At 70.0% G+C, this 25,589-nt stretch carries 23 protein-coding genes; 11 read left to right on the forward strand and 12 right to left on the reverse strand.

Annotated features, from left to right (window positions below):
* The first annotated feature begins 12 nt into the window (after nt 1-12).
* From OHA55_RS22285 to OHA55_RS22300, 4 genes are all read left to right on the forward strand, one after another.
* Entirely contained in the window at nt 13-1,368 is a 1,356-nt protein-coding gene (locus OHA55_RS22285) for a tetratricopeptide repeat protein (RefSeq protein ID WP_266709002.1), read from the forward strand.
* A gap of 1 nt (nt 1,369) precedes the next feature.
* The gene (locus OHA55_RS22290; protein ID WP_266709004.1) at nt 1,370-1,897 is read left to right on the forward strand and encodes an NUDIX domain-containing protein; all 528 of its coding nucleotides are present in this window, start codon (nt 1,370-1,372) and stop codon (nt 1,895-1,897) included.
* A 338-nt stretch (nt 1,898-2,235) separates the two neighbouring features.
* Nucleotides 2,236-4,515, forward strand: a complete 2,280-nt coding sequence (locus tag OHA55_RS22295) for an NACHT domain-containing NTPase (RefSeq protein ID WP_266709006.1) — start codon at nt 2,236-2,238, stop codon at nt 4,513-4,515.
* A 399-nt stretch (nt 4,516-4,914) separates the two neighbouring features.
* Nucleotides 4,915-6,048, forward strand: coding sequence for a hypothetical protein (locus OHA55_RS22300; protein WP_266709008.1), 1,134 nt, complete (start codon nt 4,915-4,917; stop codon nt 6,046-6,048).
* Between the two features lie 166 nt (nt 6,049-6,214).
* Here the strand turns inward: OHA55_RS22300 and OHA55_RS22305 are convergent, their stop codons facing one another.
* On the reverse strand, nt 6,215-7,051 hold the full coding sequence (locus OHA55_RS22305; RefSeq protein ID WP_266709010.1) for an SDR family oxidoreductase: 837 nt from the start codon (nt 7,049-7,051) through the stop codon (nt 6,215-6,217).
* A 64-nt stretch (nt 7,052-7,115) separates the two neighbouring features.
* Between OHA55_RS22305 and OHA55_RS22310 the strand changes: the two genes are divergently transcribed.
* Entirely contained in the window at nt 7,116-7,790 is a 675-nt protein-coding gene (locus tag OHA55_RS22310) for a TetR/AcrR family transcriptional regulator (RefSeq protein WP_266709012.1), read from the forward strand.
* Between the two features lie 15 nt (nt 7,791-7,805).
* On the opposite strand, the gene OHA55_RS22315 is transcribed toward OHA55_RS22310, so the two are convergent.
* The 4 genes from OHA55_RS22315 to OHA55_RS22330 form a co-directional block, all read right to left on the reverse strand.
* On the reverse strand, nt 7,806-8,162 hold the full coding sequence (locus OHA55_RS22315; protein ID WP_266709014.1) for a DUF952 domain-containing protein: 357 nt from the start codon (nt 8,160-8,162) through the stop codon (nt 7,806-7,808).
* Nucleotides 8,159-9,187: an NAD-dependent epimerase/dehydratase family protein gene (locus OHA55_RS22320; protein WP_266709016.1), complete on the reverse strand. Its 1,029-nt coding sequence runs from the start codon at nt 9,185-9,187 to the stop codon at nt 8,159-8,161. The genes OHA55_RS22315 and OHA55_RS22320 overlap by 4 nt, the downstream gene beginning before the upstream one ends.
* A gap of 168 nt (nt 9,188-9,355) precedes the next feature.
* Complete coding sequence (locus OHA55_RS22325; protein WP_266709018.1) at nt 9,356-9,814, reverse strand: DUF6304 family protein; 459 nt, start codon at nt 9,812-9,814, stop codon at nt 9,356-9,358.
* Nucleotides 9,815-9,934: 120 nt separating this feature from the next.
* Complete coding sequence (locus OHA55_RS22330) at nt 9,935-10,900, reverse strand: zinc-binding dehydrogenase (RefSeq protein WP_266709020.1); 966 nt, start codon at nt 10,898-10,900, stop codon at nt 9,935-9,937.
* Between the two features lie 147 nt (nt 10,901-11,047).
* On the opposite strand from OHA55_RS22330, the gene OHA55_RS22335 reads away from it, so the two are divergent.
* Both OHA55_RS22335 and OHA55_RS22340 read left to right on the forward strand, forming a co-directional pair.
* Nucleotides 11,048-11,257 carry a helix-turn-helix domain-containing protein gene (locus tag OHA55_RS22335; protein ID WP_266709022.1) on the forward strand — a complete coding sequence of 70 codons (210 nt, stop codon included), beginning with the start codon at nt 11,048-11,050 and terminating at the stop codon, nt 11,255-11,257.
* Nucleotides 11,257-11,838 carry a Clp protease N-terminal domain-containing protein gene (locus OHA55_RS22340; protein WP_266709024.1) on the forward strand — a complete coding sequence of 194 codons (582 nt, stop codon included), beginning with the start codon at nt 11,257-11,259 and terminating at the stop codon, nt 11,836-11,838. The genes OHA55_RS22335 and OHA55_RS22340 overlap by 1 nt, the downstream gene beginning before the upstream one ends.
* 147 nt (nt 11,839-11,985) lie before the next feature.
* Here the strand turns inward: OHA55_RS22340 and OHA55_RS22345 are convergent, their stop codons facing one another.
* Together OHA55_RS22345 and OHA55_RS22350 are read right to left on the reverse strand one after the other, a co-directional pair.
* Complete coding sequence (locus OHA55_RS22345; RefSeq protein ID WP_266709026.1) at nt 11,986-13,173, reverse strand: PadR family transcriptional regulator; 1,188 nt, start codon at nt 13,171-13,173, stop codon at nt 11,986-11,988.
* Between the two features lies 1 nt (nt 13,174).
* The gene (locus tag OHA55_RS22350; RefSeq protein ID WP_266709028.1) at nt 13,175-14,032 is read right to left on the reverse strand and encodes a DUF4097 family beta strand repeat-containing protein; all 858 of its coding nucleotides are present in this window, start codon (nt 14,030-14,032) and stop codon (nt 13,175-13,177) included.
* 162 nt (nt 14,033-14,194) lie between these two features.
* Here OHA55_RS22350 and OHA55_RS22355 point away from each other — a divergent pair, with 162 nt between their 5' ends.
* A complete protein-coding gene (locus tag OHA55_RS22355) occupies nt 14,195-15,040 on the forward strand; it encodes a hypothetical protein (RefSeq protein ID WP_266709030.1) in 846 nt (281 codons plus the stop codon).
* Between the two features lie 59 nt (nt 15,041-15,099).
* On the opposite strand, the gene OHA55_RS22360 is transcribed toward OHA55_RS22355, so the two are convergent.
* The 5 genes from OHA55_RS22360 to OHA55_RS22380 all read right to left on the reverse strand — a co-directional run bounded on the left by OHA55_RS22360 (nt 15,100) and on the right by OHA55_RS22380 (nt 22,254).
* A complete protein-coding gene (locus tag OHA55_RS22360) occupies nt 15,100-15,279 on the reverse strand; it encodes a DUF6104 family protein (RefSeq protein WP_003992906.1) in 180 nt (59 codons plus the stop codon).
* 133 nt (nt 15,280-15,412) lie between these two features.
* The gene (locus tag OHA55_RS22365; RefSeq protein WP_266709032.1) at nt 15,413-19,246 is read right to left on the reverse strand and encodes a multifunctional oxoglutarate decarboxylase/oxoglutarate dehydrogenase thiamine pyrophosphate-binding subunit/dihydrolipoyllysine-residue succinyltransferase subunit; all 3,834 of its coding nucleotides are present in this window, start codon (nt 19,244-19,246) and stop codon (nt 15,413-15,415) included.
* Between the two features lie 258 nt (nt 19,247-19,504).
* The gene (locus OHA55_RS22370) at nt 19,505-20,581 is read right to left on the reverse strand and encodes an ATP-binding protein (RefSeq protein ID WP_266709034.1); all 1,077 of its coding nucleotides are present in this window, start codon (nt 20,579-20,581) and stop codon (nt 19,505-19,507) included.
* On the reverse strand, nt 20,578-21,315 hold the full coding sequence (locus OHA55_RS22375; RefSeq protein WP_266709036.1) for a response regulator transcription factor: 738 nt from the start codon (nt 21,313-21,315) through the stop codon (nt 20,578-20,580). The genes OHA55_RS22370 and OHA55_RS22375 overlap by 4 nt, the downstream gene beginning before the upstream one ends.
* Nucleotides 21,316-21,543: 228 nt before the next feature.
* Nucleotides 21,544-22,254, reverse strand: a complete 711-nt coding sequence (locus tag OHA55_RS22380; protein WP_266709038.1) for a spermidine synthase — start codon at nt 22,252-22,254, stop codon at nt 21,544-21,546.
* 336 nt (nt 22,255-22,590) lie between these two features.
* On the opposite strand from OHA55_RS22380, the gene OHA55_RS22385 reads away from it, so the two are divergent.
* The 3 genes from OHA55_RS22385 to OHA55_RS22395 all read left to right on the forward strand — a co-directional run bounded on the left by OHA55_RS22385 (nt 22,591) and on the right by OHA55_RS22395 (nt 25,589).
* Complete coding sequence (locus tag OHA55_RS22385) at nt 22,591-23,928, forward strand: MFS transporter (RefSeq protein ID WP_266709040.1); 1,338 nt, start codon at nt 22,591-22,593, stop codon at nt 23,926-23,928.
* 95 nt (nt 23,929-24,023) lie between these two features.
* On the forward strand, nt 24,024-24,704 hold the full coding sequence (locus tag OHA55_RS22390; protein WP_266709042.1) for a FadR/GntR family transcriptional regulator: 681 nt from the start codon (nt 24,024-24,026) through the stop codon (nt 24,702-24,704).
* A 123-nt stretch (nt 24,705-24,827) separates the two neighbouring features.
* Nucleotides 24,828-25,589: an SDR family NAD(P)-dependent oxidoreductase gene (locus OHA55_RS22395; RefSeq protein WP_266709044.1), complete on the forward strand. Its 762-nt coding sequence runs from the start codon at nt 24,828-24,830 to the stop codon at nt 25,587-25,589.

The raw sequence follows: 25,589 nt of genomic DNA on the forward strand, positions 1-25,589 counted from the left end.
GCGGAGGCGGCCGTGCCGACACCCACCAGCGCCAACTCCCGTCTGCGCGACACGATCAGCGCCGCCGGGTGCACGTACGACGCGCTTGCCAAGGACGTACGCCGCATCGCCGCCGAGAACGGCGAACTGCTCCAGACCAACAAGTCGGCCATCTCCCATTGGGTGGGCGGTGCCCGCGCGCCGTCCGGCCGGGCAGGCCAGTACCTCGCCGAAGCCCTCTCCCGGCGGCTGGGACGCGTCGTCACCCGAACCGAGCTCGGCCTCCACTCACCCGACGTGGAGTCGCCACCGGACACCGACCCCGTCACCGCGGTCACCGACCTCGGCCGCGCGGACGTCGAACGCCGAAGCTTCCTCGCCATCGCCGCCTTCACCACGGCCGGCGTGGCCATGCCGCTCCAGCACGACCACGAGGCCACCTCGCGGATGCTCCGCGCCCGCACCGCCCGCTCCCTCGTCGGCAGCGACGACATCGACGTCGTACGGCAGATCACGGCGGCCTTCAGTGCCGCCGACGAGAGGCTCGGCGGCGGGCACGGCCTGACCACGGTCACCGCGTACCTCGCCGACACGGCAGCCCCCATGCTGCGCGGACGGTTCCCCAGTGAAGCCTTACGCCAGGCTGCCTTCGGCGCTGTCGCCGAACTTGCCTACCTCGCAGGGTGGAAGCACCACGACCTTGGACACGAAGGCGCTGCCCAGCGCTACTACCAGGTCGGCTACCAACTTGCCTGCGAAGCCGATCCCCACGGCCACGCCGCATGGATGATGCGCGCCCTCGCCCACCAGTCCCTCAGTCTCAAGCAACCCCACCACTGCGTGGATCTCGTCGAAGGCGCGCTCGCCCGCGGCCTCGGCCACGTCGACGGTCAGACGGAAGCGCTCCTTCACATCACGCACGCCCGCGCCTACGCAGCCGTCGGCGAGAATCCACGGGCCGCCCGAGCTCTCCTCGCCGCCGAAGACGCGCTTCTGCGCGAGGACGGTCCCCAGCCCAGCTTCTCCCGCGTCAGCGGCCCGGCAGCTGGCACCGTCGCCAGCCACACCGCCCGCACCCTGACGGACCTCTCGGACCACATCGGTACGGAACAGCAGCACCGCGACGCGCTCACCCGCTGGGACCCGGAGAAGTACAAGCGCGTGCACGCCCTCACCCACGCCGACCTCGGCGACAGCCTCGCTGCCCAGGCCCGCGCAGACGAAGCGGTCGCGGCCTGGACCCAGGCCCTGGTTCTCATGGAGGGCATGACCTCCGACCGCACCCGCAAGGCGATCACCTCGATCCGCTCCACGCTCGCGGTCTACCAGCGCCGCCGCGTCCCGGGAGCTGCGGATCTCGCCCGCCGCGCCCGCGAGGCCCTCGCCTAACATGCCCAACAACCCGCCCGACGAAGGGAACCCCGTGGCCCAGCAGACCGACAACCGCCCCCCGGCCCTCAAGCCGGCGCTCGACTCGATGACGCTGCTCGTCGCGGCCGTCATCGTCCACGACAAGGCCACCAACCGCGTCGTCCTCCTCCAGCACAGCGAGAACGCCAAGTTCGCCCAGGGGATGTGGGACTTGCCGGTCGGCAAGAGCGAGCCGGGGGAGCCGATCACCGAGACTGCGGTCCGCGAGCTGTACGAGGAGACCGGCCTCACCGTGAAGCCCGAATCCCTCAAGGTCGCGCACATCATTCACGGCGCCTGGGGCGTCGAAGCCCCCAACGGCTTCCTCACCGTCGTCTTCGCCGCCCACGACTGGACCGGCGAACCCGAGAACCGTGAGCCGCGAAAGCACGCCCAAGTCCGGTGGGTTGATGCCGACTCCATCCCTGAGGAGTTCGTGAACACCACTTCAAACGCCCTCAGTTGCTACCTCGCGGGAGACTCGGAGGTCTCCCTTGACGGCTGGTAGGGAACATGTCTACTACGGCTCGTTCTGGTGCCGGAACGGCTAAGCCGGACACCCTCAACAACCAAGATCGACCGCCGGATAACCAAGTCGACCGCGGGAGCGTCCTCTCTCGCACCTGGTGCCACCATCTCGCGCGTCCACGAAATCACCTTCCATCCGGCCAGTGTGGGCGAGATTCACAGCAGTTCCCCTCGGGGGCGATCACCACCATGGAAGGCCCCGAGGGAGGTCATGAGCTGACCAATCGTCAACCACTATGCCTTGCAAGGTAAATTAGAAGCGTCAACTAATTAGGTGCAAGGTGCTGCCGACTTTCATTGACTAAAGAAGGGGACAATGTGACCACGTTCGATGAATCCGGGCACGATTTTGAACTCAGGGCCTTAGAGGTGGCTAGAGCGATACATGATCCGCACGGACTCCAGGGTGCCATCATGCACAAGGGGCGCGAACGAGACGGTGTATTCATCACGGAAGAGTCGATCCATGCATACGAATTTACCATCGAGTCAAAAAAGGCCAAGGCTCAGAAGGACGCAGAGAAGCTCCGTGGGTTGCTCACCGATCTAGGCAGAAGGCCAGAGAATTCCTACAAGAACCTGACGGGTTGGTTCGTGACTCGAGACGAGCCGACTGCAGAGCAGCGGAGCGCAGTCGTGGATGAGTCCCGAAAAGGGAACATTACTATCCACGCAATCAGTGTGTCCACTTTGCAGCGTAGACTTTGCGATTCAGAGGGTTACCTGCGCTGCAGAGACGACGCGCCTTTCGGCAGCATCTCCTACTCCCGGCCCGCCGAGAAGGTGGACGTGAAGGTGCCCGTCGTCTTCGCAGGCCGAGATTCCGGCGAACTGGCCACAAACGAAATTTCCAAGATGCTGATCAATGGCTACAGAGCCCTTGTTGTTGGCGAATTCGGGGTAGGTAAGAGTCATGCTCTGCGAGAGCTCTACTACGAGCTCCGGAGGCTGCATTTTCGAAATAAGAAGCTTACGCCATTTCCGGTTCATATCAACCTTAGAGACTGTGCTGGCCTGAGGACTCCTGCGGAGATCCTTCGGCGCCACTCCGAAGAAATCGGATTCGGGAGCGACAGGAGCCTAATATCTGCCTGGCGATCGGGCGCATGCATCCTACTGCTTGACGGTTTTGATGAGATCGTTCCCACCAGGTGGCTTGGAAGCGCTGCGGATCTTAAGGAGGTTCGACGAGCAGCACTTTCCCCGGTCCGACGATTGGTCGAGGAGACTCCATCCGGCACAGGAATTGTCGCATGTGGACGCTCCCACTACTTTTCTTCCCACTCCGAGATGGCGGAGTCACTAGGATTCGAGTCGCCAGAGAATCTTGTAAACATTCGGGACTTCACTGAGGGGCAGGTAGAGGAGTACCTGGCATCGGCCGGGGTGTCGTGGAAGGTTCCGGAGTGGCTCCCCACACGCCCTCTACTCATTGGCTACCTGGTGGCGATGCAGGCATTTTCGGAGGTCAACGCTGCCGTAGAGACAACTCAAGCGACGGCGTGGCGTCGTTTCTTCGATGCGATTTGCGAGCGGGAGGCGCGCATGTTCAGTGCTGTTCGCCCCGAAGTGATAAAGGCAATCGTATCCAGGGTTGCCACGCTAGCTCGTTCTCAAGGGAATGAAACTGGCCCAGTCGGCATGGACCTCATGAGAACCGCTTTTATCAACATCAACAACAGGCAGCCCGACGAAGAGGGTTTGCAATTGCTTCTCCGTCTTCCCGGTCTCGCTATCTCGGCGCCGGTAGGAGACGAGGAATCTCGAATCTTCGTTGACCGCAATCTAGCAGATACGGCCTACGGAGAGGACTTGGCCACTTACCTCACAAATTCTTACGATGAACATCCACTCTCTAGCGTCGCCTCCTGGGTTACTACGGCTGGCGACCTAGGCATTGAAGCTGCGGCTGGGGCTCTGCAAGAGCAAGGGACAAGCGCTCGAGCCGCCCTCGCAGTAGCCTCTCGTCGGCAGAATCAGGGGCAGTATGATTCCGTTCTGGCAGACATGCTGCGTGTGGTGTCCACGCTCGAGCCGACAGAAGACGGAAACCGAAATAAGTTCACCGTCGAAGGAGTCATCTTCGATACGCTAGCGCTGTCTAATGGCGATTCGCTGGCTCGGCGCATCAATTACCAAGATTGCGTAATTCAGACACTGGACATATCAATGACGGAAGACGGGCAGTCCTTCCCTTACTTCCAGCGATGCCTGATCGGCTTCCTCGATGGGGCGTCGAAGATCCCCGCATGGCTCGAGGGCAACTTTATCGAATGCGAGATAGAGCAGTTCTCGCGGCAATCTCAGACCACTGCAGGGATAATGCAACTTAACCTCGATGCGCGCACCAAGGTAGCGCTTACCATATTGAAGAAAATATACAGCCAGCGCGGTTCTGGTCGGAAGGAGAGCGCGCTGAGCCGCGGCCTTGACCAAGCCAGCAGAAACCTTGTGGCGAGTGTGGTATCGAGCCTCGTTTCTGAAGGATGGGTTTACCGCAACACGTCGGGGAAAACGGTACTGTATCTTCCGGTTAAGGGTCGGCGACCCGCAGCCCTTAACGCTCTCGAAAAGCCCGGGGAATTTTACCTGAAGTAACCAGACACCGCCGACTGACTGCTGACGTTGAGGCCGGTATCCGACGAGAGAGCCGCGAGCGCACTTGTCCAACCTCAGTGCCCCAGTCCGCACGCAGTCCGCAAGACACCCGCTCAGGACCGTCGCGCCCCAACGCCAGCCATCACCAAAAGGCCAGGTCAGCGTCCCACAGGGAAGATCCCCGCAGGTCGCCGACCCGGCCCGTTACTTGGAGACCAAGAAGGCTTGATCGTCCCCGCGTCGGGCTTCGGCTGCGCCGTAGGCCGGACAGGGAAACGCGGAAGGCCCGACCGTCATCGACGGTCGGGCCTTCCGGTTGTCCAGGGCCGTCCGGGAGATGCCGCATGCGGTCGCGAGCGATTCCAGGTCCGTCTCCGCAAGCCCGCTACGCTGTCAGCCGTGCACACGCCCTCGCCCCCGCGGCTGACCCTGGAAGCCGCCCGCGTCCTTCAGGGCATGCTCCGGTGCGAGATCGGACCGGGGCTCACCGAGCGGGAACTCGACGCGGTCGAGGCGCGGTTCGGCTTCACCTTCGCGGCCGACCACCGTGTCTTCCTCTCAGCCGGCCTTCCCTGCGGCTCGTCCCGGTGGCCCGACTGGCGTGACGGCGACCCCGAGGACCTGGCCGAACGGCTGGCGCGGCCGGTGGAGGGTGCGCTCTTCGACGTGGAGCACAACGTGTTCTGGCATCCCGCCTGGCCGCCGAGGCCGGCGGATGTGTCCGACGCGCTGCGCGTCGCAAGGGCCGAGCTGGAGAGCGCGCCGCAGTTGGTTCCGGTCTACGGGCACCGCTACCTGCCCGGCACGGCCGGCGAGTACGGACACCCCGTCCTGTCCGTGTACCAAACCGACATCATCCTGTACGGGAACGACCTCGCCGACTACATCCAGCACGAATTCGCCGGGCGTTCGAGCAGCCTCCTCGCCCACGCGACCGTCGGCTTCTGGTCGTACTTCATCGAGGGCGGTCCGGGCATCGACGTCTCCCTGCCCACGCCGTTCACGCCGTACGCCACGAGCGCGCAGGAGGCCGTCGACTGCATCAGGATGCTGGCCCTGGAGCGCCTGATCGGCCGACGGCACCACCCTGAACAGCTCATCGAGGCCGGACTCACGGCCCTGGTCCTCGACGTCGAGACCGAGTCCCTCCCTCTCCTCGCCGGTCTGTCAGCCTCCGAGCACGAGCAAGCGGAGGCCCTTTTCGATCAGGTGCTGGACGATCTCGGCCTGCGCGATGCCCTCCCGGCCGACTCCACCGACCTCCCCTGGGAAGAGGCCCGTTGGGAACTCGTCCGCTGGTGGCTCCGGCTGATCGTGAACGGCAGCATGGCCCCCGGAGCAGGCGGTGACCTGATCACGCACGAAGGGTGGGGTGCTTTGGCCCGGCCACGGTCGCTCATGCCGCTGGTCGACAAGACCGAGGCGTACAACGACTGGGAGGAGACCCGATCCGGCGACCGGGAAACCCTGGCGGACTCGATCGTCGAGGAGGCAGTCCGCCTGCTTGCCGGGACCTGGCCACCGCAGGGGTGATTCCACCGGCGGCACACGAGGATGCCGAAACCCGCCCTGGGCCTTCCGCTCGAAGAGGCGGTGGACGAACTCGCCGCGCGCCACGCGGTGGAGGCCGTGGCGCCGTACCTCCTGAGCCGCTGGGGCTTGTCGATTCCCTGCCTTCCCACGGCCCGGCCGCGTTGTCCTACGCCCCCCTGCCGAGGCGGCCGGAGCGGAGTGCGGCGACCACGCCGCCGTCGACCAGCAGGTCGGTTCCGGTCACGAAGGTCGCGTCGGGGCCCAGGAGGAACGCGGCCGCCGCCGCGATGTCGTCGGCGGTGCCCAGGCGTCCCGTACCGGAGGCTTCGACCATCGCGCGCATGTGCCGGCCGCTCTCGCCGTCCAGCTCCTGCCGTCCCATGGGCGTGGAGATGACGCCGGGGCTGATGGAGTTGACGCGTGCCCCGCGCTCGCCCCAACCGGTGGCGGCGGCGCGGACCCGCAGGCGGTTGGCGTACTTGGACAGGGGGTAGGCGCCCTGCGGGCCGAGGGTGTCGGCGTCGAGGAAGGGCAGGGCGAGCAGGTCGTCGGCCGGGGCGTGCGCCAGAGCCCGTTCCTGCTCGGCCGTGAGTACGGACGGTGCGACCATGTGCCCCGCCATGCTGGCTATCACCACACCGGCGCCGCCCGGGGCGACGACCCTGGCGAACTCCTCCAGGACCAGCGCGGTGCCGAGCAGATCCACAGCGAGGATCGCGGCGGCCGGTGCCTGCGCGGGGGAGAGGCCGGCCGTGTGGACGACCTGGGTGACCGGACCGAGTGCCGCGGCGGCGTCCGCCAGGGCCGCGACCGACGTTCGCGAGGAGACGTCGACGGGCCGGGTGTGCACGCGGTGGCCGTGCCCTCGCAGCTCCTCGGCGACACCGTCGAGGACGGACTCGTCGAAGTCCGCCAGCAGCAGGGTGCCACCCGCCCCCTGTCGGCGGGCGATCGCCTGCCCCATGCCCCCGACGCCGATCACGACCACCACGTTCGACTGCATCCGAGCTCCCTATTAACGTTACGGTACGTACCGTAATTGAATCTTAGGCACATAGACTCCGGACATGACAGAGGTACGGCGGCCTGGCAGGCCCAGGGATACGGAAACGGACCGGGCGATCCTGGACGCCGCGCAGGAACTGCTGCTCCAGGACGGGTACGCGGGCCTCTCGATGGAACGGGTCGCCGCGCGGGCGGGTGTCGGCAAGCCGACCGTGTACCGCCGCTGGCCGTCCAAGACGGCCCTGGTCGGTGATGTCACCCGGCGCGCGTACCTCGCGGCCGCACCCGAGGGGGAGATCCCGGCACCGGAAGCCGGGAACGTGGCACGGGCCGTCGTCGGGTGGTTCCGGTCCCATGCGGAGGCGGTCACCGATCCGCGCAACTCCGCGCTGGTGCTGGCCCTCACGGCGGCCGCCGCGGAGAGCCCCACGGACGCGGACTCGCTCTACCGTCACCACACGCGGGATCAGCACGAGGCGCTCGTCCGGCTGTTGCGCGCGGGTGTGGAGGCGGGCGAGTTCCGCCCCGGCACCGATGTGGACGCGGTGGTGGACGCCCTCATCGGGTCCACCCTCTATCTGCTGCTCACCGGGCGGTCCGCCGAGGCACCGGAGCGGGCTGAGGGGCTGGTCGGCGCACTGCTGGACGGAATCCGCACCTTCCCGGGCGAGGCTGAGGGCGAGGGCGAGGGCGAGGGCGAGGGCGAGGGCGAGGGCGAGGGCGAGGGCGAGGGCTGAAGCCAGGGTGCCGGGTCAGCCTGAGGTCGTGGCCCCACCCGCCACGGCCGCAGGACCCGGCCACGGCCGCACCTCGACCACCGCGTCCACCGGGAGCGGGCCGTACAGGTGGGGGAACTCCTCGCCGCCCTCGGTCATCGATTCGTGGCGCAGCGGTGCGGTGAGGCGGGTCGGGTCGATGACCAGGACGACGAGATCCACCTCCTCGGATCCGTACAGCAGGGAGGCCACGGCCGGCAGTTGGTGGGGGTGGGAGAGGTGGATGAAGCCCTCCTGTCGGAGGGTGCGGCCCCGGGTGGACCAGGTGTAGGAGCCCTCGTGCAGGGCCGCCGCCCAGAGGGCGGGTTCGGTGAGGTGGAGGAGTTCGGTCATACCGTCACGGTAGTGGGGGGCGGGAGCTCTCGGCCGGCTGCCAGCAGGCGGGCCTCCACCTCCGGGTCGAGGCCGACCGGAGGACGGTCGGGGCGCTGGGGAGCGACGCCTCCTCGCGACGTCAGCCAGGTCCAGGTGTCGGCGACGGTCTCCTCGACGGGGCGGCAGTGGAGTCCGGCGGCGAGGGCCTTGCTGACGTCCCCCTCGTGGAGGGTCTCGTGCAGCTCTCCCGAGGGCAGCCAGATGGGGAGTTCCGTCCAGGGCTCCACACCTGCCGCGAGGATGGTGTCCGGGTCGGTCCACCGGAGCTCGGCGTCGGAACCGGTGACCCGGACGCAGGCGTCCAGCAGCCGGCCCAGGGTGGCGTGCCCGGACTCGCTGACCGTGTTGTACGGGCCGCTCAGACCCTGCTCCGCCGCGTCCAGCACCCAGTCGGCGAGGTCGCGGGCGTCGATGTACTGGAGCGGGCTGTCGTGGGGGCCCGGCGCCAGGACCGGGCCGCCCCGGGCTATCCGGTTCAGCCACCACGGCAGCCGGCCGATGTTCTCGTACGGGCCGAGGATCAGGCCCGGGCGTGCCAGCAGGGCGCGGTCGCCGAAGGCGTCGAGGGCGGCCAGCTCGCCGCCGAGCTTGGCCTGCGGGTACGGGACGTCACCCGCCTCGTCCGGCGAGGCGCCGGACACCAGCGGGCCGTCCTCCGGCAGCCCGGCGGGCGTCGGGTACGCGTACACCGAGCGGGTGGAGACGTACGTGTAGTGGCCGGCCCGGTCCGCGAGCAGCCGGGCCGCGTCCCGGACCGCTACGGGAGCGCCGGTCCAGGTGTCCACCACCGCGTCCCACGCGCCGCTCTCCAGTGCCGCGAGGCCGGCCTTGCCGGCCGTCCGGTCCCCGCGCAGGGTCACCGCGCCGGGGGTGGGCTCTTGACGGCCCCGGTTGAACAGGGTGACGTCCCAGCCGCGCCCGAGCGCCGCCTCGGTGACGGATCGTCCGACGAACTCGGTGCCGCCCAGAATCAGGATCTTCATGGTGCGACTCTGCCCCCGTCCGGACGGGAAGGGAACATGGGCACGCTGCCGGCAGATCGGGGAACGAATTCCGGCTCCCGTGAGTTCACCGCCCTCGCCCGGGACGGGTCGACCAGGACGGTCCGGGCCAGGACGGACCGGGCCAGGACGGGTCGGCGGGCTCCCGCGTCAGAGGGCCGGTGCCTTCAGCCGGACGTCCTCCGGCAGGGCGCCACGTATCGCGTTCAGGGCGGCCGCGAAGTCGCGCTCGGCGCGCGCCGATTCGTAGAGCGCGCCGTCCAGGTGAAGGGCGAGGTGCACGTCCGGGTCCGACCTGCGCAGGGAGAACAGGCAGCTCATCGTCGCGGGCCGCTCGGTCTCCCCGGCGGCGCCGGCTCCGGCGTCCCCGGTGACTATGGCCACCGGCTGGTCCCACTCCAGGACGCAGTCCGTCAGGGCGCCGTCCACGAGGGCGAACGAAGCGCCGTCCGGGAGCGGTTCCACCACCGGGCGGAGGTCGTCGAGGCGTTTGCCCTCGAAGTCGACACCCCGGATGCGCAGCTTGATCACTCCGCCGTCCGCGAAGACGGTGGCCGCGTCGGAACCCAAGTGGTCCCGGTACCAGCCTGCCCACGACTCGTTTGTCATGAGCAGGGACTGTAGCCCCTGCTCACGGCGCGATTCGTGCCGCCCTCCCCTTAGGGCCTTTCGTTCGGATCACGCCGGGCCCGCGTACGGATCGGAAGGGAAGGCCCAGGGGCGGGCGGTTCAGGACGCGGTCAGTACGATCTTGCCGAACTGCTCGCCCGTGAGCATGCGTTCGAAGCCTTCGCGGGCCCGGTCCAGTGGCAGGACCGCGTCGATCACCGGTCGGACGCCGGTCGTCGCGCAGAAGGCGAGCAGGTCCTCCAGCTCGTCCTTGGAGCCCATCGTGGAGCCGACGACCTTGAGTTCGAGGAAGAAGATCCTGGTCAGTTCGGCGTGCGGGGGGCGGTCGCCGCTGGTGGCGCCGGAGATGACCAGGGTGCCGCCGGGGCGCAGCGACTTCACCGAGTGGGACCAGGTGGCCGCCCCCACCGTCTCGATGACGGCGTCCACGCGTTCGGGCAGCCGGGCGCCGGACTCGAAGGCGTCGACGGCGCCCAGTTCGACCGCGCGCTTCCGCTTCGCCTCGTCCCGGCTGGTCGCGTAGACCCGCAGGCCGGCCGCGCGGCCGAGGACGATGGCGGCGGTGGCGACCCCGCCGCCCGCGCCCTGTACGAGGACGGAATCGCCCGGGCGCACACCGGCGTTGGTGAAGAGCATCCGGTACGCGGTGAGCCATGCGGTCGGCAGGCAGGCGGCTTGCTCGAAGCTGAGCTCCTTCGGCTTGGGCAGGACGTTCCAGGAGGGTACGGAGACCCGTTCGGCGAAGGTGCCCTGGTAGCGCTCGGTCAGGATGGAGCGCGGCTCCTTCGGGCCGACGCCGTGGCCGGTCTGGCCGATCACCGAGTGCACCACGACCTCGTTGCCGTCCTCGTCGACGCCTGCCGCGTCGCAGCCGAGGATCATCGGCAGCCGGTCCTCCGTGATGCCCACGCCGCGCAGCGACCAGAGGTCGTGGTGGTTGAGCGAGGCGGCGCGGACCTCGACGGTGGTCCAGCCGGGCCTGGCCCCGGGGGCGGGGCGCTCGCCCAGCTCCAGGCCGTTCAGGGGGTTTTCGCGGTCGATGCGGGCTGCGTAGGCGGCGAACATGACCCGACCCTAGGCCTGGCCGCCGTCCGATCCAACCGGCTGCGGGTGTGACACGCGCCGCGCCTCCCGCCCCCTTGCGCGGCCGCCCGCCAGTCTCACATGTCAACCAGGGTTGACGGGTTCCGCGTGTCAACGTACGTTGACATCATGACCGAAGCAACGGACCTGGCCGCACGTGCCGGGGATCGCGACCCGCGCGTCGGGCTGCGGGCCGTCGCCGCGCTGCGGCGGCTGCTGGAGCAGCTCGAAGCCGTACAAGTGAGAAGTGCCCGCGCCAAGGGCTGGTCGTGGCAGGAGATCGCGGCCGAACTCGGCGTCAGCAGGCAGGCCGTGCACAAGAAGTACGGGAGGAACTGATGTTCGAGCGATTTACCAAGGAGGCCCGCGCCACCGTCGCCGGAGCCGTCGCCTTCTCCCAGAACGCGGGGGAGGACAGCATCACCGAGGAGCACCTGCTCCTCTCCCTCCTCGGCCAGGAATCGGGCCGGGCCGCGTTCGCCCTCACCGCGCTCGGCGTCACCGACCGCCGGGCCTCCCTGGAAGCGGCACTCGGCGAGGCCCGCAGGCTGGGCGGCCTGACGAAGGCGGACACGGAGGCGCTGGCCGGGCTCGGCATCGACGTCGGCGAGATCGTGGCCCGGATCGAGGAGGAGCACGGCGAGGGCGCGCTCGCGGAGGAAGGCCGGGGGCGCCGCCGCCGGTCCGGACGCAGGCCGCTCACCTCCGGCGCCAAGGGAGTGCTGGAGGGGTCCCTGCGGATCGCCGTGGGCCGGGGCGACCGCTCCATCGGCGGCGAGCACCTGCTGCTCGCGCTCGTCGCGCGGCCCGGGGTGGTGGCGGACGTCCTCGCGGAGCACGGCGTCTCGTACGCGACCGTGGAACGCGCGCTGTACGGAACCGGGCCCGAGGGCGGGGGAGAGGCCGCAGCCGCCGGCTGAGGCTCTCCGGGGCGTGACCAGGGGTTCTTGCGCGGTGGGGCCGCCACCCGGAAGTGCCGGGTGGCGGCCCCACCGCGTCATGACGGACCCTCAGCCCTTCGACGCCCTTCAGGCCCTTCGACGCCCTTCAGGCCCTTCGACGGCCCCTCAGGCCCTTCCGAGATCCTTCGGCTCGCCCCCGTCGCCCGGGGTGGCCCTCCGCAGCAGCGCGTCGACGCGCGAGGCCGCCGCGGCGAGGTGCGCGCGGGCCTCGGTCAGCTGCTCGCCCGTGACGCCCCGGTCGCGTGCGGCATCGCGGATGTCGTCGCGGAAGCGGTCCAGCAGCCGGTCCAGGTCGCGGGCGGGATCACCGGTGACCGGTACGTCGGCGGCCCAGTCGGGAGCCGGGCGGGGCTCGGCGTGTTCGGCGTGACCGGGGTGATCGGGGTGATCGGGGTGATCGGGGTGATCGGGCTGGGAGGAGGCCGAGGCGGCGGAACCGGGTCCCCTGCTCTCCGGGCCCTCCGCCCTCTCCGCGTGCGGGTGCTCCGCGGGGCGATCGGCCGGCGGCCAGGTGCCCGTCCGGGCGAGGCCGGCGAGGTGGCCGGTGATCTCGGCGAGCCCGTCGCGCACTCCGGCGGGCCAGTCGCCCCGGGCGAAGTGCTCCTGCACCTGGCGGGCGGCGTTCCGCATCTGCTCGCGGGCCCGCTCGTCGGCCTCCTTCGCCTGACGGCGGGCCGCTTGCGCCTCCTCGCGGGCGCGCCGTGACTCGTCCTTCGCCCGGCGGGCCTGTTCCTTCCACTCCTGCTTGGCCTGGCGCAGCTCCTCCTTGGCCTTGCGCCAGGCGTCCTTCTCCGTGAGGTCGCCCAGGTTCCCCGCCTTGGCCAGGTCTCCCAGATCCCCGATGAAGGACTCCCAGTCGCCCAGGGGGCCGCCGGACCCGCCGGACCCGCCGGAGCCCGGCCGGTGGCGGGAGGCGGACGCGGCGGCGCGCATGTCGCTGCGCAGCTTGCCGGCCGCGCCCCGGACGTCGTCGCGGATCTCGGCGGCCAGCTCGGAGACGGACTCGCGGATCTCCAGCTCCAGATCGGCGAGTTCGCCGGTGCGGCCGGCCAGTTCGGCGCGGCCCGCGTCGGTGATCGAGTACACCTTCCGGCCCCCCTCCGTCGCGTGGGTGACGAGCCCCTCCGCCTCCAGCTTGGCCAGCCGGGGGTAGACCGTGCCGGCGGACGGGGCGTACAGGCCCTGGAAGCGCTCCTCCAGAAGCCGGATCACCTCGTAACCGTGGCGCGGGGCCTCGTCGAGGAGTTTCAGCAGGTAGAGGCGGAGACGGCCGTGGGCGAAAACAGGGGGCATGTCAGAGCGCCTTTCCGGTCGGCTCGGCAACGTACGGTTCGTCCTCGGACGGCGGGCGGCGCAGCAGGGCGATCGAGCCGGACACGGTGGTCGCCTTGAGCCTGCCCGTACCGGCGCCCAGCGTGCCGGTGATCTTCTTCGCGCCCCACTGGCCGCCGACCCGCAGGTCTTCGAAGGCGTTGGAGACGGCGCCGCTCGCGGTGTTCGCCTCGACCCGGGCGTCCGCCGGGTGGGGCAGCCGGATCGCGATGGCGCCGGAGACCGTGGCGAGCCGGATGTCGGTCGGGGACCCGGAGGCGTCGAGGTCCAGCACCATGTCGCCGCTGACGGATTCGGCGCGTACCGAGGTACCCGCGCCCTCCACCACGGTGAGGTCGCCGGAGACCGACTGGAACCGCAGGTCGCCGGTGACGGCCTGGGCCTCCAGGCCGCCGGAGACCGTCTCGCCGCGTACCTCCCCGGAGAGTGCGACGAGCGTGGTGTCGCCGGTGACACCACGCACGTCCGTACGGCCCCGGATGCCCGAGACGAACGCCCCGGCGCCGACGACGCCGACCTCCACCGACGCGGAGGCGGGTACCGCGAGGGTGACCGTGGCGCTGCGGGAACGGCCGTTGCGGTCGAGCCACTTGAGGAAGCTCTTCCAGGGGAGGTCCTCGTAGGTCACCGACAGGACGCCGTCGTCGAGGGTGACGATCAGCGGCGGGCCGTCGATGGCGGACACCTCCAGACGGGCCTCGGGCTCCTCGGAGCCGACCACGTTGACGGTACCGTTGACGACTCGCACCTTGAGCGCGGTCACCTGCTCGGCGAAGGCGAGTTTCAGTGGCTCGGCGACGGTCCACGTCGACACAGGCATGGGTGTGACCTCCAGAGAGCGTGGCACGACGCAACATATCGCGTCTCTCGTTCAACACGATATATCGCGGATGGGTGGAGTCAAGGGCGAGTGGTCCGCCGGACCTCTCACCCCGGCGCCAAAAGGGCTCATCCCCGGATGAATTGCCCTAGCGTGTGAGGCATGAACGCGACACCCGTGGGGGCGCTGCTGCTGTGCCGGGCGGACCCCGAGACCGTGCGGCCCCTGGCCCACCTCCTGCGCGAACGGATGCTCCTCATTCCGGCCGGCGAGGAGTGGAGTGTGCTGGTGCCGGAGGGACGGGCCTGGCGGGACACCCCCGCCGAACCCGCCGAACCGGTCGACCGGGTGGTGGCGGGCTGGGCCGCGGCCCTCGGGGTCGCCTCCACCTGGCCGGCCGTCGCGCTCTGGTGGGACGGCACCCGGGCCGGCTGTGTGCTCGCGTCCGGCTTCCGCCGCCCGGTCGGGTACGTCTGGCTGGCGGACGGCACCCCGGCCGGTGAGGACGAGGCGATGACCACGTTCGCGGCCCGGCTGGACCTCGACCCGGTACTCGACGTACAGGCGCTGCAGACCCTGACCCGCCCCGACCCGCACGCGGACGGCTACGCGCGGCTGCGGACGCTGCTGGGCCTGCTCACCCGTACGGGAGTGGAGCTGCGGCCGGGACTCGAACCGGGCCGGAGCACCGAGGAACTGCGGGACGCGGCCCGGGAGCTGCCGGGCACCGGACGGATCGAGTGGGCGGGCTGGCGGGACGCCGTACGCGTGGAACTCGACGCCGTGGAGAGCAGCGGCCTCGGCCCCTGGATGCTCGGCCCCCGCGCCCGGGCGGTGGCCACCACGCAGGTCCTCGTCGGCGCCCCGCTGGCCCTCTGGGGAGCGTTCCGCCGCAGCGGCGGCTGGACGGCGGCCGGCGCGCTGCTGCTCGCTCAGGGAGTGCTGGGACTCGCGTACAACGAGGTCAGGGCCGGTGCGGTGGCACGGGAGGCTCCTCCGCACCGGTGAGCGGACCTGTGGGCCGGCCCGGCTGCGTCACTCGTCGTCAGCGTTACTCGTCGTCAGCGTCACTCGTCGTCTTCGTCGTCCAGACGCGCCAGCCAGGTCGCCAGCCGCTCGACCGGCACCTCGAAATCGGGGTTGAGGTCGACGAAGGTGCGCAGCTGCTCGGCCAGCCACTCGAAGGTGACCTCCTCCTCGCCGCGCCGCTTCTCCAGTTCCTCGATGCCACGGTCGGTGAAATACACAACGTGCTCCTGATGCCTGCGGATGTTCTGCCCTCAGGGTAGGACGCGGACCGTTCCACGCGGGAACAGGGACCGGCCCCCACCGTCGTGCGGTGGGGGCCGGTCCCTGTCGTCGAGCGGATACCGCCGCCGGTCAGGCCTCGAAGACCTCGGCGACCAGCTGAGCCTGCTCCGCCTGGTGGCGCTTGGCCGAACCGACGGCCGGCGACGAGCTGTGCGACCGCGAGATGCGGCGCAGACGCTCGTTGTGCGGGACGTCGGCACCGACGGCCAGGTCCAGGTGGTCGATCAGGTTGAGCGCGATGAACGGCCACGCACCCTGGTTCGCCGGCTCCTCCTGCGCCCAGAGGTACTTCTCGGCGTTCGGGTACTTGGCGATCTCGGCCTGGAGCTCCGCACCCGGCAGCGGGTACAGGCGCTCCAGACGGATGATCGCGGTCTCCGTGTCGCCGCGCTTCAGACGCTCGGCGTCGAGGTCGTAGTACAGCTTGCCGGCGCAGAAGACGACCTTGCGGACGTTCTCGGGCGTCACCGACGCGTCACCGATCACCGGGCGGAAGCCGCCGGTGGTGAACTCCTCCGCCTTCGAGGACGCCGCCTTGAGGCGGAGCATCGACTTCGGGGTGAAGACGATCAGCGGCTTGTGGTGCGGGTTGTGCACCTGCCACCGCAGGAGGTGGAAGTAGTTCGACGGCAGCGTCGGCATGGCGACCGTCATGTTGTCCTGGCCGCACATCTGCAGGAAGCGCTCCGGGCGGGCGGACGAGTGGTCCGGTCCCTGGCCCTCGTAACCGTGCGGCAGCAGCAGGGTGACACCGGACGTCTGGCCCCACTTCTGCTCGGCCGAGGAGATGAACTCGTCCACGACGGTCTGCGCGCCGTTGACGAAGTCACCGAACTGCGCCTCCCAGACGACCAGCGACTCCGGGCGGGCCAGCGAGTAGCCGTACTCGAAGCCCATCGCCGCGTACTCGCTGAGCAGCGAGTCGTAGACGTTGTAACGGGCCTGCTCCTCGGTCAGGTAGAGCAGCGGGGTGTAGTCCTCGCCGGTCACCTGGTCGACCAGCACCGCGTGGCGCTGGCCGAACGTGCCGCGGCGGGTGTCCTGGCCGGCGAGCCGGACCGGGGTGCCCTCCATCAGCAGCGAACCGATGGCGAGGGTCTCGCCCATGCCCCAGTCGATGGTGCCGTTCTCCACCGAGGCGGCACGGCGCTGCATCTGCGGCATCAGGCGCGGGTGCACCGTGATGTGCTCCGGGATGTTGACCTGGGACTCGGCGATCCGCTTGACGACCTCGGAGGAGATGGAGGTGTCCACGGCGACGGGGAAGGCCGCCTGCGGCTCGCGGACGTGCGGGGCCGCCGACTGCGAGGTGGCTTCGCGGACCTCCGCGAAGACCTTCTCCAGCTGGCCCTGGAAGTCCTGGAGCGCCTGCTCGGCCTCTTCCAGCGTGATGTCGCCGCGACCGATGAGCGACTCGGTGTAGAGCTTGCGCACCGAACGCTTCTTGTCGATCAGGGTGTACATCTGCGGGTTGGTGAACTCCGGGTTGTCGCCCTCGTTGTGACCGCGGCGGCGGTAGCAGATGAGGTCGATCACGACGTCCTTGTTGAACGCCTGACGGAACTCGAAGGCGAGGCGCGCGACGCGGACCACGGCCTCCGGGTCGTCACCGTTGACGTGGATGATCGGCGCCTCGATCATGCGCGCCACGTCGGTGGCGTACATCGAGGAGCGCGAGGACTCCGGGGCGGCGGTGAAGCCGACCTGGTTGTTGATCACCACGTGCACGGTGCCACCGGTGCGGTAGCCGCGCAGCTGCGACATGTTGAGCGTCTCGGCGACGACACCCTGGCCGGCGAAGGCCGCGTCACCGTGCAGGGCGACGGGCAGGACCGTGAAGTCCGTGCCGCCCTTGTTGATGATGTCCTGCTTGGCGCGGGCGATGCCCTCCAGGACCGGGTCGACCGCCTCCAGGTGCGAGGGGTTCGCGGCGAGCGAGACCTTGATCTGCTCACCGTCCAGACCGGTGAAGGTGCCCTCGGCGCCCAGGTGGTACTTCACGTCGCCGGAGCCGTGCATCGAACGCGGGTCGAGGTTGCCCTCGAACTCGCGGAAGATCTGCGCGTACGACTTGCCGACGATGTTCGCCAGGACGTTCAGGCGGCCGCGGTGGGCCATGCCGATGACGACCTCGTCGAGGCGGGCCTCGGCGGCGGAGTCGATGACGGCGTCGAGCAGCGGGATGACGGACTCGCCGCCCTCCAGGGAGAAGCGCTTCTGGCCGACGTACTTCGTCTGCAGGAAGGTCTCGAACGCCTCGGCCGCGTTGAGGCGGCGCAGGATCCGCAGCTGCTCCTCGCGCTCGGGCTGCGAACGCGGACGCTCGACCCGGTCCTGGAGCCACTTGCGCTGCTTCGGGTCCTGGATGTGCATGAACTCGATGCCGGTGGTGCGGCAGTACGACTCACGGAGCACACCGAGGATGTCGCGGAGCTTCATCATCGACTTGCCGGCGAAACCGCCGACCGCGAAGTCGCGCTCCAGGTCCCACAGGGTGAGGCCGTGCTCGGTGATGTCCAGGTCGGGGTGCTTGCGCTGGCGGTACTCCAGCGGGTCGGTGTCGGCCATGACGTGGCCGCGGACCCGGTAGGAGTGGATCAGCTCGAAGACCCGCGCGGCCTTGGTGACGTCGTCGTCGTGCGAGGCGTCGATGTCCTTGAGCCAGCGGACCGGCTCGTAGGGGATGCGCAGCGCCTCGAAGATCTCGTCGTAGAAGCCGTTCTCGCCGAGCAGCAGCTGCGCGAGCACGCGCAGGAACTCGCCGGAGGCGGCACCCTGGATGACCCGGTGGTCGTAGGTCGAGGTCAGCGTCATGACCTTCGAGATGCCGAGCTTGTTCAGGGTGTCCTGCGAGGTGCCCTGGAACTCCGCCGGGTAGTCCATCGCGCCGACGCCCATGATGAGGCCCTGACCGGGCATCAGGCGCGGCACCGAGTGGACGGTGCCGATGCCGCCGGGGTTGGTCAGCGAGGCGGTGACTCCGGTGAAGTCGTCCATGCCCAGCTTGCCGATGCGGGCGCGGCGGACGATGTCCTCGTACGCCTGCCAGAACTCGAAGAAGTTGAGCGTCTCGGCCTTCTTGATGGCCGCGACCACGAGCTGGCGGTCACCGTTCGGCTTGACCAGGTCGATGGCCAGGCCGAGGTTGACGTGCTCCGGCTTGACCAGGGTCGGCTTGCCGTCCTTCTCCGTGAAGGAGTAGTTCATCGACGGCATGGCCTTGAGGGCCTGCACCATCGCGTACCCGATGAGGTGCGTGAAGGAGATCTTCCCGCCGCGGGCGCGCTTGAGGTGGTTGTTGATGACGATGCGGTTGTCGAAGAGCAGCTTCACCGGGACGGCGCGCACGGACGTGGCCGTGGGCAGCTCCAGCGAGGCGTTCATGTTCTTCGCCACTGCGGCCGAGGGGCCGCGCAGCGTCACGTACTCGGGTCCGCCGGTGGACTCGGTCGCCGGAGCGGCCTTGGCGGGAGCCTTCGCGGCCGGAGCCTTCGGGGCGGCGGGCGCGGCCGGCTGCGGGGGCGCCACCGGGGCGGCGGGGGCGGCGGGGGCGGCCGGGGCAGCGGCTGCGGGCTTCGCGGGGGCTGCCGGGGCGGCCGGCGCGGGCGCGGCCTTCTCGACGGCGGGCGCGGCGGCCGGCGTCACCGGTGCGGCAGGGGCCGCCGGTGCGGCAGGCGCTACCGGGGCTGCGGCTCCGGGCTTGTCCGCCGTACCGGCGGAACCCGGCTTGTAGTCGGCGAAGAAGTCCCACCAGGCACGGTCGACGGAGTTCGGATCCTGGAGGTACTGCTGATAGATCTCGTCGACGAGCCATTCATTGGCACCGAAAGCAGCGGCCGGGTTGATTCCCGGGCCTGCTTGGTCGGTCGAGATGGTCGAGTTACTGGGGGACTGAGACGACACGGCGGCAACCGCCCTCTTCCGCTTCACAAGGTGATGGACAGCGGGAATCAAGGCTACGCCTCCCGCGCCGTTCCTTGCAGACCGGGCCGCTCATCGTCGTGCACATCACATCTGAAGGCGGGTTTCGGAGCTCGGATTGGCGGGAAACAAGCGGGGTTCCGCTGCGCTTCGGGTAGTCAGGGAGACGGCTACGGCCCCTCCGGCCGTATCCCTGGTGACGAGGGACCATGATCACGTCCCTTTCGTTCGAACCATATGTCAACTGCGGGCCGGTGACATCCCCGGAAGAGTGATCTGAATCCGGCATCCCTGTGTGGATTCAGCCACTCTGATGCGGCCACCGTGCAGATCCACCGCCCAGTGGGCGATGGCCAGTCCCAGTCCCGTGCCACCGTCGCTGCCGGGCCCGTGCGGGGACGGGTTCTGACCCCGGTTGAACCGCTCGAAGACACGGTGGCGCTCGGCCTCCGGGATGCCCGGGCCCTCGTCGATCACTTCGAGTTCCAGGGACTCAGGTTGCGGACCCCGTCGCGCGAGCACCGTCACCCGGCCGTGCGGCGGACTGTGCTTCACGGCGTTGTCGATGAGATTCGCCACGACCTGGTGCAGCCGCTCGGTGTCCGCGTACGCCGTCATGTCGGCGGGGGAGACGTCGAGGTGCAGATGGACGTCCGTACGGGAGTGGTTGCCCGAGCCCGAGGAGAGCCGGCGGCGCGAGGCCGCGAGGTTCGCCTCCTTCAATACGCCGGAGAGATAGGGCCACACCTCGAAACGGCCCGCCTTCAGCGGCACGACACCGTTGTCCAGCCGCGACAGGTCCAGCAGCGTCTCCACCAGCCGGCCCAGCCGCTCCGTCTGCCGGAGCGCCGTCCGCATGGTCTCCGGATCCGCGGCCGACACCCCGTCCACCACGTTCTCCAGCACCGCGCGGAGCGCCGCGATGGGGGTCCGCAGCTCGTGCGACACATTGGCGACCAGCGCCTTGCGGTGCCGGTCCACCGCCTCCAGGTCGTCCGCCATGCGGTTGATCGTCTGCGCGAGGTCGCCCAACTCGTCCCGGCGCCCCGCCCCGCTGACCCGGCCCGTGTAGTCGCCGTGCGAGATCGACCGGGCCACCGCCCGCATCTCGTCCAGCGGCGCGGTCAGCCCGTGTGCCACGAACTGGGTTATCAGCAGCGTCGCGATCACCGAGAACACGGTGATGAACTGGAACTCGGTCCGGGTCCGCAGCGCCACCACGAGCAGCCCCGTGGTGATGAAGACGGACACCACGACGAGCGTGCCCAGCTTGGCTTTGATCGAGAACGGGCGCAGGCCGGGCCCGGAACGGGTCATGCTGCCGGGGTCTCCAGCGCGTAACCGACACCGTGCACCGTACGGATGCGCTCGGCGCCGATCTTGCGGCGGAGCGCCTTGATGTGGCTGTCGACCGTGCGGGTGCCCGAGGCGTCCGCCCAGTCCCAGACCTCGGCGAGCAACTGCTCGCGGGAGAGCACCGCGCGCGGGGTGTTCGCCAGGCAGACCAGCAGGTCGAACTCCGTCGGCGTCAGATGGACGTCGTCGGCGCGCACCCGGACCCTGCGCTGCGCGTGGTCGATCTCCAGCTCGCCGAGGCGCAGGATCCCGCTGCGCGGCGTCACCGCGGCCAGCGCGGCCCGCTCGACCCGGCGCAGCAGTACGTGCACCCGGGCCGCCAGCTCCCGCATGGAGAACGGCTTGGTCATGTAGTCGTCCGCGCCGACCCCGAGCCCGACCAGCATGTCGGTCTCGTCGTCCCGCGCGGTCAGCATCAGCACCGGCACCGGGCGCTGCGCCTGCACCCGGCGGCAGACCTCCAGGCCGTCGAAGCCCGGGAGCATGATGTCGAGCACCATGAGATCGGGCTGCCACGCCTCGGCCGCGTCCACGGCGGCCGGGCCGTCCAGTGCGGTCTGCACCAGGAAGCCCTCCGCCCGCAGACGCGCGGCGATGGCATCGATGATCGTGGCGTCGTCTTCGACCACCAGCACCCGGCGCTGCGCTCCGGGGGTGGCCGCGACGCCGTTGTGGTTGGTGTGTGTCTGTTCCATCGCCCCGCCCCTGCCCGCTCCCGCGGAGATCATTCCTCCGGGGGCCGCGGTCTTCGCTCGTTTATTTCTTGCGTGTGTGGTCCGTCTGCCGGGCAGCAGCGTAGATGCAGCGGACGCCTTTCGGCTACGCAGGGTTGTGCCCCGTCTGGAAGGGATACCCCGGCCGGGGTGGAGGAAAGCGTGCCTTGTCCGGGTATCCCCGCCCGGCTGGATACCCCGGCGGGGTGCTCAGGAGTTCCGAAGTGCGAGATGAACCACGTCGGGCACACCTCGGGCAACGGACACCTCTTCGGTCCGTACCCCCTCGAATCCGGCACTTTGCAGAGCCTGTTCGAACGATTCGGACGGTTGTGCGGACCAGATGGCGAGAACGCCCCCCGGAGTCAGTCGTTCCCGGCAGAGGGCGAGGCCGGAAGGGGAATAAAGGCTTCCGTTGTCGTCGGTCACGGTCCACTCCGGACCGTTGTCGATGTCCAGACACAGTGCGTCATAACGCTCCGTAGTCGTACGGAGGTGCTCGACCAGGTCGGTGCGGAGGATCGAGGTCCTGGGGTCGGCCAGGGCGCCGCCCGAAATCCGGTCCAGCGGACCCCGCAGATGCCACTCCACGATCGCCGGTTCCCGCTCGACCACGATGATCCGGCCCCAGCGCTCCCGTGTCGCGGCCCGGACCAGTGAGAAGCCCACCCCCAGCCCGCCGATGAGCACCGAGGGGGCCGGGCGCGCCGGCGGCAGCGCCGCGAGCGCCGCGTCGATCAGCAGCCGCTCTGACCGGCCGTCCGAGGTGTCCATGAGGAAGCATCCGTTGGCGATGATCTCGAAGTGCTCGCCCCGCTCGCGCAGCACCACCTCGCCGAAGGGGCCGTCGCGGCGGTCGAGGGTGACGGGGGCGAGGGCGGTGGGGTCGGCGTGAAGGCGGGGGGAAGGGCTGACGGGCATGGTGGGTGCTCTCCGGTCTCCGGTGGCGGCGGACGGGTCGAGGCCGTCCATCCTGGCCCCGTGGGTGCCCGTGGCGCCAACTGTTTGACGGTGCACGGGTGGTGGCGGGTCGTCGCGGTGCGCTCGGTGGCCGGTGGCGGCGGCCGGGCGTGGCCGCCCGGGCGTGCGGGGTGGCCGGGGGGCGCAGGCCGTCTCCGTCGGCGGGGCCCACCCGTCAACGACCGCGGCTCCGCCGAGGACACCGTCCGGCAGGTTCCGGCGGGCGCCGTTGTCCGGGGTGCGGGAGTCCTGTTACCGTACCCCAACTCCTCAGAGGACCTGAGGAGTGAGGCGTGCATGAGCGACGGACGGGAACCGGCGATGACGATGACGACGGGCCGCGGCGAACCGCGGCGGCAGAGGGGGAGCCGCGTGCCGCGGCCGGACGTGGCTGGGGGTGCGGCCGGTGCCCACGGCGTACGGAAGGGGCAGTTGGGGTTCCTGACGGGCACCCACGTGGTCAACGACCTGTACCAGGGGGCCCTGCCTGCGCTCCTGCCGTTCCTGGTCTCCGAACGGCACTACAGCTACTCGGCACTGTCGGGCATCTCGCTCGCCGCCACCGGCCTCTCCAGCGTGGTGCAGCCGCTCTTCGGAGCGCTGGCCGACCGCTCGCCCCGGCCCTGGCTGGTGCCCGCCGGATTCCTGGTGGCCGCGGCGGGCGTGGCCGGTACCGGGCTGTTCTCCGGCTACCTGCTCACCTGGATCTGCGCGGCCGTCGCCGGGATCGGCATCGCCGCCTACCATCCGCCCGCCACCAACCAGGCGCGGGCGGCGGGCGGAAGCTCGCAGAAGGCGATGAGCGTCTTCTCGGTCGGCGGCACGCTGGGCGGTTCGCTCGCCCCCGGGTGCGTCACGCTGGTGGTCGGGGCCGCCGGACTGCGGGGCACCTGGCTGCTCGCCGTACCCGCCCTGGTGATGGCCGCGCTCTGGGTGGCCAAGGGGCCCTGGATGCGGGCCCGCGGCATCCCGGAGGCCACGGTGGTCGACCCGGCCGCGGGTTCCCGCTCGGGCGGCTCCGGGGTCCCCGACGACTGGCGCCTGTTCGGCCGGCTGGTCGTGGTCGCGGCCTGCTGGTCCGTCCCCTACGTGACGACGGTGTCCCTGGTCTCCCTCTTCATGATCCGTGAGCTGGACAGCTCGCAGGGGGCCGCGGCGGCCGTGCTGACCTCGTTCACGCTCGCCGGGGCGGCCGGGACCCTGGCCGGAGGATGGGCCGCCGACCGTTACGGGCGCCTGGCCGCGATCCGCTGGGGGTACGTCGTCTCGGTGCCCGCGATGGCCGCGCTGGTCCTCGCCCCCGGGGTGGCGGTCGGTGCGATCGGCGTCGCCGTACTGGGCTTCGCCCTGTTCGTACCGTTCTCCTCGCAGGTGACCCTGGCCCAGGACTACCTGCCCCACCGACCCGGCACGGCAAGCGGCGTCACGCTGGGGCTGACCATGTCGGTCGGCGGACTCGGCTCCCCGCTCTTCGGCCGGCTCGCCGACGCCCACGGATTGCGCGTCACCTTCGGGGTGGTGCTCGCGTTCCTCGTGATCAGCCTGCTCGCCGCGCTGCGGCTGCGGGAACGGACGCCGTACGTGCCGGCGGCGGCGGTGGCCGGGGGACAGGAGGGTTCCGGGAGCGTCGGTTAAGTTGTCCGAGCATCTGAGAAGTGGCGGGGTCGGTGGCGACGCCGCCATTCCTCGTCGGAGCCCATTCCACCCCTCGGTCCCAGGGAGCGTCACCCATGGCGGTACGGCCGGTGCAGCGCACCTCGCTCGTCGAAGGCGCGGTCGCCGAACTGCGCCGCCTGCTCGCGGCGGAGCACTGGCCGGTGGGCGCCCGGCTGCCCGGTGAGGTCGAACTGAGCAGGCTGCTCGGTGTCGGCCGGTCCACCGGCCGGGAGGCGGTCCGGTCGCTGATCGCCTCCGGGCAGCTCCGCTCCCAGCAGGGCTCCGGCACCTACGTGGTCTCCACCGCGCCCGTCGAGGAGTTCGACCGGGGGCTCCGCCGGGCGGCCGTCGCCGACGTGTACGAGGTGCGGATCGCCCTGGAGGTCGAGGCGGGCCGGCTCGCCGCGATCCGGCGTACCGACGAGGACGCCGCCGTCCTCGGTGAGCTGCTGGCCGAGCGGAGCGCCGCCTGCTCCGACGCCGATCTGGTGGACGCCGATCTGCGACTGCACCACGCGGTGGTCGCCGCCGCCCACAACCCAGTCCTTGCCCAGGTGTTCGACTCCTTCCTCGGCGCGCTCCGGGTCGCCGCCCGGGACGCGGTGGCCGACGGCGACGTGCACGGCGGCCCGGGCGGCGGCGACGCCCGGGCCCACGAGGACCTCGTTGCCGCGATCGTCGCGGGGGACCCGCAGGCGGCCGAAGAGGCGACCCGCCGCAACCTCGAAAAGGCTCTGGAGCGCCTGCGCGGATAGGTCTCCCACCTGCCCGGTCGTGTCCGGGCCCCGTACGCCCCAAGAAATGGACTACACAGTCCACTGTGGGTTAACTTTGAACCGTACGGTCCAATCTGGGTTCCGAGAAGGAGTGCGGCAGTCATGACGGCACGACTGGACAAGAGGACGGCGCTGGTCACCGGCGCGACCAGCAACATCGGACGGGCCATCGCGCTGGCCCTCGGCGCCGAGGGGGCCCATGTCGTGGTGTCCGGCCGTGACAGCGGGCGCGGTGAGCGGGTGGTGGCCGAGATCCGGGCCGCAGGAGGGAGGGCCGACTTCGTCGCCGCCGACCTGGACGGCACCGCCGCCGCCTCCCGGTCGCTCGCCGACCGGAGCACCGAGGTGCTCGGCGGCCGGATCGACATCCTGGTGAACAACGCGGGCATCTATCCGCCCTCCACCACGACCACCGCCGACGAGGCCACCTTCGACCAGGTGTACGGGGTGAACGTGAAGGCCCCCTTCTTCCTCACCGCTGCCGTGGCCCCGGCCATGGTGGCGGCCGGCGGCGGCGCCATCGTCAACCTCGGCTCCTGGATCACCCGCCTCGGTGTCGCCTCCAACGCGCTCTACAGCTCCACCAAGGGCGCCGTCGAGACCCTCACCCGCGCCTGGGCCGCCGAGTTCGGGCCGTCCGGAGTACGGGTCAACGCGGTCTCGCCCGGTGTGGTCCACGAGCCCTCCGACGAACCGCTGCCCGGCGACGTGATGATGAACGGCACCCCGGCCGGCACCTACGGCAGGCCCGAGGACATCGCCCGAGCCGTCGTCTACCTGGCGAGCGACGACTCCTCCTTCGTGCAAGGCATCGTCCTGGACGTGGACGGCGGCCGGACCTCCACCGCGGTGATCGCGGCCTGA

The sequence above is a fragment of the Streptomyces sp. NBC_00102 genome, assembly GCF_026343115.1.
In the GTDB taxonomy this organism is placed as follows: Bacteria; Actinomycetota; Actinomycetes; order Streptomycetales; family Streptomycetaceae; genus Streptomyces.

Coding starts and splice junctions, on each gene's coding strand:
- OHA55_RS22335 (WP_266709022.1), top strand. CDS start 11,048: ATGACCGAAGCAACGGACCTGGCCGCACGTGCCGGGGATCGCGACCCG.
- OHA55_RS22325 (WP_266709018.1), bottom strand. CDS start 9,814: ATGACAAACGAGTCGTGGGCAGGCTGGTACCGGGACCACTTGGGTTCC.
- OHA55_RS22375 (WP_266709036.1), bottom strand. CDS start 21,315: ATGGAACAGACACACACCAACCACAACGGCGTCGCGGCCACCCCCGGA.
- OHA55_RS22345 (WP_266709026.1), bottom strand. CDS start 13,173: ATGCCCCCTGTTTTCGCCCACGGCCGTCTCCGCCTCTACCTGCTGAAA.
- OHA55_RS22380 (WP_266709038.1), bottom strand. CDS start 22,254: ATGCCCGTCAGCCCTTCCCCCCGCCTTCACGCCGACCCCACCGCCCTC.
- OHA55_RS22355 (WP_266709030.1), top strand. CDS start 14,195: ATGAACGCGACACCCGTGGGGGCGCTGCTGCTGTGCCGGGCGGACCCC.
- OHA55_RS22315 (WP_266709014.1), bottom strand. CDS start 8,162: ATGACCGAACTCCTCCACCTCACCGAACCCGCCCTCTGGGCGGCGGCC.
- OHA55_RS22320 (WP_266709016.1), bottom strand. CDS start 9,187: ATGAAGATCCTGATTCTGGGCGGCACCGAGTTCGTCGGACGATCCGTC.
- OHA55_RS22310 (WP_266709012.1), top strand. CDS start 7,116: ATGACAGAGGTACGGCGGCCTGGCAGGCCCAGGGATACGGAAACGGAC.
- OHA55_RS22305 (WP_266709010.1), bottom strand. CDS start 7,051: ATGCAGTCGAACGTGGTGGTCGTGATCGGCGTCGGGGGCATGGGGCAG.
- OHA55_RS22290 (WP_266709004.1), top strand. CDS start 1,370: ATGCCCAACAACCCGCCCGACGAAGGGAACCCCGTGGCCCAGCAGACC.
- OHA55_RS22395 (WP_266709044.1), top strand. CDS start 24,828: ATGACGGCACGACTGGACAAGAGGACGGCGCTGGTCACCGGCGCGACC.
- OHA55_RS22340 (WP_266709024.1), top strand. CDS start 11,257: ATGTTCGAGCGATTTACCAAGGAGGCCCGCGCCACCGTCGCCGGAGCC.
- OHA55_RS22390 (WP_266709042.1), top strand. CDS start 24,024: ATGGCGGTACGGCCGGTGCAGCGCACCTCGCTCGTCGAAGGCGCGGTC.
- OHA55_RS22350 (WP_266709028.1), bottom strand. CDS start 14,032: ATGCCTGTGTCGACGTGGACCGTCGCCGAGCCACTGAAACTCGCCTTC.
- OHA55_RS22330 (WP_266709020.1), bottom strand. CDS start 10,900: ATGTTCGCCGCCTACGCAGCCCGCATCGACCGCGAAAACCCCCTGAAC.
- OHA55_RS22385 (WP_266709040.1), top strand. CDS start 22,591: ATGAGCGACGGACGGGAACCGGCGATGACGATGACGACGGGCCGCGGC.
- OHA55_RS22370 (WP_266709034.1), bottom strand. CDS start 20,581: ATGACCCGTTCCGGGCCCGGCCTGCGCCCGTTCTCGATCAAAGCCAAG.